Raw genomic sequence first — 9,710 nt, forward strand, 5'->3', positions numbered from 1 at the left:
GAATTGGTGATGCCGTCTATCAGTAAAAAGTCATTGATCCCATCCCCATTGGGCGAAAGACCCATATGCACCGTGATCTCTGCTCCCATCATTTGCGGGTGATCAGTTGGATTGCTTACGCTTACTGCTGTATTGAGCGCGTTTGCTATTGGCCCGGCTGCACGGGTTACGGTGATCACATACGTATGGGTGGATACCCCATCCTGCGCGGTGACCACAGTTGTAATGGTATTGGCCCCCACATTTAATGGGATAGCGTTTGATGTTGCACCGGAGGCTACAGCTACGCCATTTACGGTTATGGTTGAAGTAGTAACAGCCGCTGTCGGAACTTCCTGCACGCTGCCGGTGGCATAGGTAACCGATGCTGTATAATCTTTGTAATCCGGGCCAGCAACAGCGGTAATAGGAGTTGCCGGTATCAGCTTAATGGAACTCAGGTTATCATTATTGGATGGTGCACGGGTTACCGTTACCGTATAAGTTTTAACCGTTACGCCATCCTGGGCGGTTACACTGATGCTGAGGGTATTTGGCCCTACGATTAGCGGTATAGATGCGGATGCTGTGCCTGAAGTTACCGTTGTGCCGTTTACCGTTACCGTGGCTGCGGTATTGGTGGTGGTGGGTGTTACTGTAATGGTGGTTATTGTATTTGCAACCGAGGCGGTATAAGCGGTGGTTGCGGCAGCGAACGCGGGCGACAAGGTTCCGCTGCTTAAAACTAAAGCGGAGAGGGTCGCAACAGGTGAGGGCGCACGGGTAACGGTAATGACATAGGCATGGGTTGATACGCCATCTTCCGCGGTGACTATCGTTGTGATCACATTAGCTCCAACGTTTAGGGGGATAGCAGCGGATGCTGTTCCGGAGGCTACTGCAACGCCGTTTACCGTTACTGTAGAAGTAGTTACTGAAGTGGTAGGTGTCACCTGAACGCTGCTGGTCGCGTTGGCAACCGAAGCGGTATAATCTTTATAATCAGCGCCTGCGACTACCGTTAACGCTGTCGTTGGGCTCAGTTTGATAGCACTTAAATTATCGTTTGAGGAGGGTGCGCGGGTTACGGTGATTTTGTAGGTCTTTGTTGATACGCCATCCTTTGCAGTTACAATGGTGGTGATGGTATTTGGCCCTACCACCAAAGGCAGGCTTGCCGAAGCTGTTCCCGAGGTTACCGCTGTTCCGTTCACGGTTATTGTAGCATTAGCATCACTTGCGGTAGGAGTTACCGTCATGTAGCTTGTGCCATTGCCTACGCTGGCTGTATAGCTGGTGGTACCAGATGCAAACACCGGCGTTAATGTCCCGCTGCTGAGTTGTAAAGCCGACAGTGCTGCAGATGATGTTACCGCGATACTAACTGCTGTTGACACGTTTCCGCCTGGATTATAAGCTGTGACGGTATAATTTGATGCTGGACTTACCGTCGTAGGGCTACCACTTATGGCACCTGTTGTATTGCTAAAATTTAAGCCTGCCGGAAGCGCTGAGCTGATATAATAGCCACCCGAAGGCTTGGTAGCGTAAACAATATTATGCAGGAAATCAGACATATAAACTACGCCATACTGATCAATAGCAACACCGGCGTTCAGGCTAAAACCCGATACTAAGACTACCTGGGCACCACCGCCGGCTGGCAGTTCAACCACGCGGCCATGCCCGCTATCGGCAATAAACAGGTTGCCCGAAGCATCAACCGCCACGCCACGGGCATTACTAAAGCCCGAGCCTATGATAACAGACGCTCCCCCGCCCACAGGGATTTCCTTGATTGCATTGTTGCCTTCATCGGCCACATATACGTTCCCGGGAGCGTCTACCGCCACTCCGGTCGGGTTCAGAAAACCAGACCCGAGAATAACCTGGGTCCCTCCTCCGGCCGGTATTTTTGTTATTGTGCTGCTGGTGAAATCGGCCACGTAAACATTGCCGGCAGCATCTACAGCGACACTATAAGGACCGGAAAAGCCGCTGCCGATAGTGACCGGGGTGCCACCGCCAGCCGGTATTTCCTTAACAGCATGACCGGTGTAATCGGCAACATACACGTCACCTGCGGCATCTGTCGCTACGCCCACCGGCCCGCTAAAGCCTGAGCCGTAAGCAACAGCGGTGCCGCCCCCCGCCGGTATTTTTAATAAAGAACTGCTGCCTGACTTGCCGATATAAACGTTCCCTGGCAGATCAACGGCTACGCCGATCGGCCTAACCACCGCCGATGCTACTACACTTTCTATACCACTATAACCATTGGCCGCAATGTAGGTGCTTGTTGGTTTTAGCGGGGTAATTGCTATGCCGGCCGGGTAAGTGTTTGGGCTGTTGTAGCTAAGCGTGGGTGTGGGCAGGATAAGTTTTATAGTATAGGTAGATGTGGCTATGGTACCGGGCGCGCTTACAACAATAGTTATCGTATTGGAGGCCACGTTTAATGAAATGGGTGCCGAGGCTGTCCCCGAAGCAACCGCGACGTTGTTGACGGTAATGGTGGCAACAGGATCGATGGCTGTTGGGGTAACCGTTACCGGGTTATTTACATTGTAGATATGATCTGTGTAGTTCGGGATAACACTGGTAAATGAAGGACTTAATGTGCCCGCACTGATGGTTAGCGACGATAGGCCCAGGTCGAATATTACCCCGATATTTACTGTCGCAGATGCGGCGGCGCTGGCATTGTAGGCGGTGACGGTATAATTAGCAGCTGCACTTGCCATGGTGGGTGTACCAGTGATGTATCCCGTAGTGTCATTAAATTTCAATCCGGCAGGCAGGCCGGGGCTGACATAGTAGCCCCCAACGGGGTCTATCCTTTTTACAGCGCTGTTATCCTGATCGGCTACGAAAACCCTGCCTGCAGCGTCTATCGCCACGCCCGCAGGGTGGAAAAAGCCGGAACCTATCACAATTGGCGTATTTTGGCCGGCAGGTATTTCTTTAACCGCGCTGTTGCCATAGTCAGCCACGTATACATTGCCCGCGCCGTCAACGGCCACGCCGCCGGGTGCATTAAACCCGGAACCTAATACAACAGGTGTGCCCCCGCCGCCGCCCGGAACCCTTTTTATGCTATTGGTATACGACTCCGCATAGTATATATTACCGCTTGCGTCAACTGTCAAACCATAGGGGTTAAGAACATTTGTAGCCATTATAGAGACAACGCCATTACTTGCCTGGATCTTTTTGATCTCAAAATTCCCAACATCCGAAACATATACATTTCCGGCAGCATCAACGGCTACGCCGCTGGGATTATTAAATCCCGATCCCACATCAACTACCGGGCCATTGCCCGCCGGGATCTTTTTTATGGTGGTAAAGTTCAAATCCGCTACGTACACATTCCCATACGCGTCAACAGCTACTCCGTAAGGGCTTACAAACCCCGAGCCTAAGACTACCGGCGCTCCACCGCCAACCGGGATCATTTTTACCAATGCGTGTAAATAGTCCGCTACATAAACATTACCGGAAGCATCTACTGCAACGCCGGATGGCCCTGAAAACCCTGAACCCAGCACCACCGGGCTAATACTGTAGCCCGGAGCCGCCACCGGGCCACCGGTACTGGCCGGCCCCAGCGGGCTTACCGGAACCCCTGCCAGGAAACTAACCGGGCTATTGTAGCTAATTGCGGGTGCCGGGGAAAATGTAGTTAGGTTAACGGTTGCTGTGGTATATCCGTAAGTGTTATACGCGGTAACCGTATAGTTCCGGGCAGGGCTTGCTGCCGTGGGCGTTCCCGCGAAAATGCCGGTCGTTTGATCAAAAGTTATCCCTGTTGGCAAGGCCGGGCTTACATAATATCCGCCAAGTGCCCCTATCTCGTCCACTGCATTATTTAACTGGCTGGCCACGATCACATTGCCATAGCCGTCGAGGGCTACACCTGTCGGACCCGAAAAACCGGCCGCAAAGGTGGTGACGGTTCCGCCGCCGGCCGGGATCACCCTGATGGCGTTGCCGGCCTGATCGGCAACAAACACATTGCCTAAGGCATCCACCGCTACGCCATAGGGGCTGGTAATTGCCTTGCTTAGCACTACTACGCTGCCCCCGTTGGCAGGTACCTTTTTTACCGCTTTATTACCAAAGTCAGCTACATAAACGTTGCCAACGCCGTCAACGGCAACACCGGTTGGATGGAGAAACCCCGAGCCGATCGTTACCGGAACACCCCCGCCCTGCGGTATTTTTTTGATCGCGTTATTACCGAAATCGGCAACGAAAACATTGCCGGCAGCATCTACTGCCACACCGGCGGGATTCAGAAATCCGGATCCTATGGCACCGCTATAGATATAGCTTGTTCCGATCAGACTCACCTTCGCGACTGCATTGTGGCCATAATCGGCAATATAAATATTACCTGCAGCGTCTACGGCAACACCGTGCGGACTGGCATATCCGCTGTTCACCAATACCGCTGTAGTTGTGCCAGCCGGTATTTTTTTGATAGCGCCATTGCTGGCATCGGCAATAAACAAGTTGCCGGCTGCGTCGGCAGCCACGCCAGTTGGGCTGCTAAAACCGGCGCCGATCGAAAATGGGGATCCATAGGCCCGGGGGGCAACGTTGCTGCTGGCCGGCACAAGGGGCGTTATAGGGGCGCCAACATTATAAGACTGTGGACTGCTGTAACTGATGGTCGGCACCGGGTTAACCTGTATTACTAAACTGGCTGAACCAGTTCCTGAAGTGTTTGAAGCTGTTATGGTAAACGTAGTTGCGGACATAACAGCAGAGGGCGCTCCGCTGATAATGCCTGTAGTCTTGTCAAAGTTGAGCCCGGCAGGCAGTGCAGGGCTTATGACATAGCCTTTAAACTGCTGCATTTCTTTCAGTGCTTCGGCAATTCCCTGACCCGAGTCAGTGATATAAAGGTTACCTGCTGCGTCAAGAGCAACGTCTTCCGGAGTTTGGAGCGGGTTGTTTGAGCCTGGCCCGATGGTAATTGGTGTACCGCCTGCGGTGGGTATCTTCTTTATTGAACTGTTGCCTTTGTCGGCTACATAAAGGTAGCCGCCGGAAGCATCTATTGTTAAGCCCCAGGGAAAATGGAGCCCGGATCCAAGGGAAATGGCTGGGCCGCCCCCCGTCGGAAACTCCGTTATGTGATCAAGTTCGAAATCACTGACAAAAATATTCCCTGATGCATCAACGGCTACTCCCTCAGGCGCCGTTAAACCGCTGCCGATCGATATGGGTGTACCTCCGCCTGCAGGCACCCTTTTTAACAACTTAGTTCCGCTATCGGCAACATAGATATTGCCAGCAATGTCAAGGGCAATTCCCTGCGGGTCGTTAAAACCTGTAGCCAATACCGCCGTGCCGGCGTGATTGGCGAAATATTCAACCAAAATATTTGTATTGGAATAAGCTACAAATAAATCGCCGCCCGCATTTACAGCTATTCCCGTTGGATTGCCTGAATTTGCGCCGGTGTAATCTATCGGGGAGCCACCTCCCGCCGGAATCTCAAACACACTATTTGTCCCACCCCCCCACTGAATAAAAAACGTTGTTGTTAGCATCGACAGTAACAAAATTTGCACCTTGCCCAGTGGGAATACTCACTAACAAAGCCGCATTGTTATATGTGCCTGGCAAGCCCACACTGCCACCTGTAGTTACCGGCACCAAGGGGGTGATGGCTTTATTAACAACATAGCTTTGCGGGCTGCTGTAGCTGATAGTGGGCGCCTGCGCAAAAAGGCAGTTTGAACTTACTAAAATTGATAAGCAAAAAATGGCAGAAAGGTACTTTTTCATATTGCGTCTTATGATTTCAATGGATATAGCGTCTTCTTTTGGCGGGTATTTTTATACTTATTTATATTAATGTGGCCCCTTACAGGTGTAAATGCCATCAAATCAGTATTAAAATCTATTACACTATTTAAACCTACAAAAAAATAATTGACAAACCATCCAATTTTTTTAAGGGATTGTCGTTTTACAACTCTCATTAACAGATAGTTGGCTAATGTTAATTAATAAGATATTTATTAAGCCACAGTGCGCCTGAATTTCATGAAAAATACTTTTCAAATATCCTGGGACAGGTCTCCGTTTGGTACGTTAATGGTTCCTGCATTTTCAGGACTATCGGGAAGGTTTTCCCTATTTAAAAAAACCCTTTTCAAATATCATATTTATCCTTACATTTGCGGGCTAATTGTTGCTCATTGAAATCGCTAAGAAATTTTTCGATTCCTTTTACCGGCCTTAAACTGGGAAAGCACGAGTTTGAATTCGAGGTAACGGACGCTTTTTTTGATGAATTTGAATATTCACTGGTAAAAAAAGCAAATTTGAAATGCCAGGTTGAACTGGAAAAACAGGAGACGATGATCATCCTGAATTTTCGGATCACCGGGACGATTGATACAAACTGCGACCGTTGCCTGGCGCCCTACCCGCAATATGTGGATGTACGCGAGCAGCAGGTGGCCAAGTTTAGTGAAGAGGAAATTGACGAGGATGAAGAGATCATCATCCTTACTAAAAACGACCACGAGATTGATATCTCAAAGTTGATTTATGAATACATAAACGTTGCACTGCCGCTGATAACGGTTTGCATTGATGAGGGTAAAACCCCTTATTGTGATAAAGAAATGCTGGAGAGCCTGAATAAGCTAACCACAAATACTGAACAAAACGAGCAAGTTGACCCACGCTGGGAAGCGCTCAAAAATTTAAATAAAAAATAGGATTATGCCACATCCAAAACGTAAAATATCCAAATCAAGGAGAGACAAGCGCAGAACGCATGACAATGCTCCTTTGCCAACTTTAACTACCTGCAAAACTACAGGTGCCGTGCATTTGCCGCACCGTGCTTACACTGTTGATGGTAATGTTTACTACAACGGAAAGTTACTGATCGAGAAAGCAGCCGTAGCTTAAGTTTAATTTTCTGAAATGAAGATTGGCTTAGATATTATGGGCGGCGATTTCGCTCCGCAGGCTACAGTCTTAGGGGCAATTGCTGCTTTTAAGATGTTAGCTGCTGATCAAAAACTGGTGTTAATAGGCGATAAGGATATCGCCGTTAGCATCCTTCATGAAAATAATTTCAACCCTGATAATTTTGAGTATGTGCATACCACCGAGGTGATCGGTATGGGTGAACATCCTACAAAAGCCATCGTACAAAAGCCAAATTCCAGTATCGCTATTGGTTTTAAATTGCTTAAAGAGGGAGAGCTCCAGGCTTTTTCGTCTGCAGGTAATAGCGGCGCTATGCTGGTTGGGGCTATGTTTAGTATTAAAGCAATTCCTGGTGTTTTACGCCCGGCAATTACCAGCATTATTCCGCAGGCTGCTAAATGCACTTTAAGTATTTTGGTTGACGTTGGCGCCAATGCCGATTGCAAACCTGAATACCTTTTGCAGTATGGCGCGCTTGGAAGCTTATTTGCTCAGTATGTTCATCATATTGAAAACCCCCGCGTTGCTTTAATGAATATTGGAGAGGAAGAGGAGAAAGGCAATTTGCTTTGCCAGGCCGCTTATCCGCTGATGAAAGAAAGTAAATTGATCAATTTTGTCGGCAACATTGAGGGCCGCCATGCATTTGAGGATTATGCTGATGTGGTGGTATGCGATGGCTTTACCGGGAACGTTATTTTAAAACTTGCCGAATCATTTTACGATATTGCGGTTAAAAGAGGCATTAAGGACGATTTTTTTGATTTGTTTAATTATGAGCAATACGGTGGCAGCCCTATATTGGGCGTAAACGCGCCTGTGGTTGTGGGCCATGGCATATCCAGTCCTGAAGCAATAAAAAATATGGTGCTTTTATCAAAAAATATGGTGGAAAGCGCTCTTGTTGAAAAAATAAAACTGGCTTTCCAGTAAACAAAAATAAAATGAGTAAAATTCACGCTGCTATTACAGCCGTACATGGTTATGTACCCGATTATGTACTAACTAACCATGAGCTGGAAACAATGGTAGAGACCAATGATGAATGGATAACCTCACGTACCGGGATTAAAGAACGCCGGATTTTAAAAGGCGAAGGTTTAGGTACCTCGGATATGGCCGTACCGGCAGTTAAAGCCCTGCTTGAAAAACGCGGTATTGGCGCCGAGGAAATTGACCTGATCATTTTTTGTACCACCACCCCCGATTTTGTATTTCCGGCCACGGCCAATATACTTGCCAATAAAATAGGCGCCAAAAATGCCTGGGGTTACGACCTGCAGGCAGCCTGCTCCGGATTTATATTCGGACTAGCCACCGGCGCACAGTTTATTGAAAGCGGGAAACACAAGAAAGTATTGGTAGTTGGCGGCGATAAAATGTCAGCAATCACCAACTTTAAAGACCGCGCCACCTGTATTATTTTTGGCGATGGCTGCGGTGCTGTTTTGCTTGAACCCAATGACGAAGGCAACGGCGTAATCGACTCCATTTTACGGAGCGATGGCTCAGGCGCAGCTTTCCTGCACCAAAAGGCAGGCGGATCTGTAAAACCGGCAACCCACGCGTCCATTGATGCTTACGAGCATTACGCTTACCAGGAAGGGCAGGCTGTTTTTAAATTTGCCGTTACCAATATGGCCGACGTTGCTGCTGAAGTAATGGAACGTAATAACCTTACAGCCGATGATATTGCCTGGCTGGTACCTCACCAGGCTAACAAACGGATTATTGATGCTACTGCAAACCGTACCGGTGTAAGCGCCGATAAGGTAATTATCAATATTGAACGCTATGGCAATACCACAAACGGAACTATACCCCTATGTTTGTGGGAATGGGAAAGTAAATTTAAAAAGGGAGACAACCTGATCCTGGCGGCTTTTGGCGGCGGGTTTACCTGGGGATCAATTTATTTAAAGTGGGCGTACTAATTTGAAAATGAGTTAATTTGAAGATTTGAAAATTAATTATTTGTTTTTTATTTTCAAATTAGCACATCTTCAAATTTTCAAATTCTTTTTAATTCGCACATTATTCATCGGGACATTATCAAATATGTTTTGTTAATTTGCTTATAACTAACTATCAATTTAACTAATTAAAATATTGCACTTTTGCTTTTTGCATCGTTGCACATTTTATTAAACCAATTAACCACCGGGCATGGATATTAAACAAATTCAGGATCTTATACGCTTTGTTGCCAAATCAGGAGTAAACGAAGTATCCATAGAACAGAATGATTTTAAGATCACCATTAAAACCAACCAGGTTCAAACTATTGTTAATGCAGCGGTACCCGAAGGGCTTCATTACGCACCTGCTCCGGCAGCAGTGCCGGCGCCTGCTCCTGTAGCGGCCGCGCCTGCAGCTGAACCGGTTGCTGATACCTCAAAATTTATTGTGGTAAAATCACCAATGATCGGTACTTTTTATCGCTCGGCAAGCCCTGACAAACCCCTTTTTGTGAATGTGGGTGATGAGATCAAACCTGGATCAGTACTTTGCATCATTGAAGCCATGAAACTTTTCAATGAAATTGAATCTGAAATTTCAGGCCGTATCGTAAAAATATTGGTTGATAATGCATCGCCGGTTGAATATGACCAACCTTTATTTTTGGTAGAACCTGCTTAATTTTAATGATTGCACCGATGTTTGAAATGATTACACTGATTTTTTGAAATACTATCGGTGAAATCAAAAAATAATCGGTGAAATCACAAAAACAAAAAAATGTTTAAAAAAATATTAATAGCTAA

General features: G+C 47.4%; 7 protein-coding genes. 5 read left to right on the forward strand and 2 right to left on the reverse strand.

The genetic code is table 11. The annotated features are described in order from the left end of the window. Both QZY09_RS15995 and QZY09_RS16000 read right to left on the reverse strand, forming a co-directional pair. Positions 1-5,495: cadherin-like beta sandwich domain-containing protein (locus tag QZY09_RS15995; protein WP_295673985.1), on the reverse strand; the 5,495-nt coding region annotated here is incomplete at its 3' end. A 1-nt stretch (position 5,496) separates the two neighbouring features. After that, positions 5,497-5,781 (reverse strand): hypothetical protein, encoded by a 285-nt coding sequence (locus QZY09_RS16000; RefSeq protein ID WP_295673987.1) that lies wholly within the window; start codon positions 5,779-5,781, stop codon positions 5,497-5,499. A gap of 416 nt (positions 5,782-6,197) precedes the next feature. Between QZY09_RS16000 and QZY09_RS16005 the strand changes: the two genes are divergently transcribed. The 5 genes from QZY09_RS16005 to accB all read left to right on the forward strand — a co-directional run bounded on the left by QZY09_RS16005 (position 6,198) and on the right by accB (position 9,585). Continuing rightward, complete coding sequence (locus QZY09_RS16005; protein WP_295673989.1) at positions 6,198-6,725, forward strand: DUF177 domain-containing protein; 528 nt, start codon at positions 6,198-6,200, stop codon at positions 6,723-6,725. Positions 6,726-6,729: 4 nt separating this feature from the next. Then, positions 6,730-6,921: a 50S ribosomal protein L32 gene (rpmF, locus tag QZY09_RS16010; RefSeq protein ID WP_096349512.1), complete on the forward strand. Its 192-nt coding sequence runs from the start codon at positions 6,730-6,732 to the stop codon at positions 6,919-6,921. Between the two features lie 15 nt (positions 6,922-6,936). Further along, on the forward strand, positions 6,937-7,878 hold the full coding sequence (plsX, locus tag QZY09_RS16015; protein ID WP_295673993.1) for a phosphate acyltransferase PlsX: 942 nt from the start codon (positions 6,937-6,939) through the stop codon (positions 7,876-7,878). An 11-nt stretch (positions 7,879-7,889) separates the two neighbouring features. Further along, on the forward strand, positions 7,890-8,879 hold the full coding sequence (locus QZY09_RS16020) for a beta-ketoacyl-ACP synthase III (RefSeq protein ID WP_295673995.1): 990 nt from the start codon (positions 7,890-7,892) through the stop codon (positions 8,877-8,879). Positions 8,880-9,111: 232 nt separating this feature from the next. Beyond that, complete coding sequence (accB, locus tag QZY09_RS16025; RefSeq protein WP_295673997.1) at positions 9,112-9,585, forward strand: acetyl-CoA carboxylase biotin carboxyl carrier protein; 474 nt, start codon at positions 9,112-9,114, stop codon at positions 9,583-9,585. Positions 9,586-9,710: the final 125 nt, after the last annotated feature.

The sequence above is a fragment of the uncultured Mucilaginibacter sp. genome (assembly GCF_903913935.1).
Lineage (GTDB): Bacteria > Bacteroidota > Bacteroidia > Sphingobacteriales > Sphingobacteriaceae > Mucilaginibacter.

Coding starts and splice junctions, on each gene's coding strand:
- QZY09_RS16020 (WP_295673995.1), top strand. CDS start 7,890: ATGAGTAAAATTCACGCTGCTATTACAGCCGTACATGGTTATGTACCC.
- QZY09_RS16000 (WP_295673987.1), bottom strand. CDS start 5,781: ATGAAAAAGTACCTTTCTGCCATTTTTTGCTTATCAATTTTAGTAAGT.
- plsX (WP_295673993.1), top strand. CDS start 6,937: ATGAAGATTGGCTTAGATATTATGGGCGGCGATTTCGCTCCGCAGGCT.
- accB (WP_295673997.1), top strand. CDS start 9,112: ATGGATATTAAACAAATTCAGGATCTTATACGCTTTGTTGCCAAATCA.
- rpmF (WP_096349512.1), top strand. CDS start 6,730: ATGCCACATCCAAAACGTAAAATATCCAAATCAAGGAGAGACAAGCGC.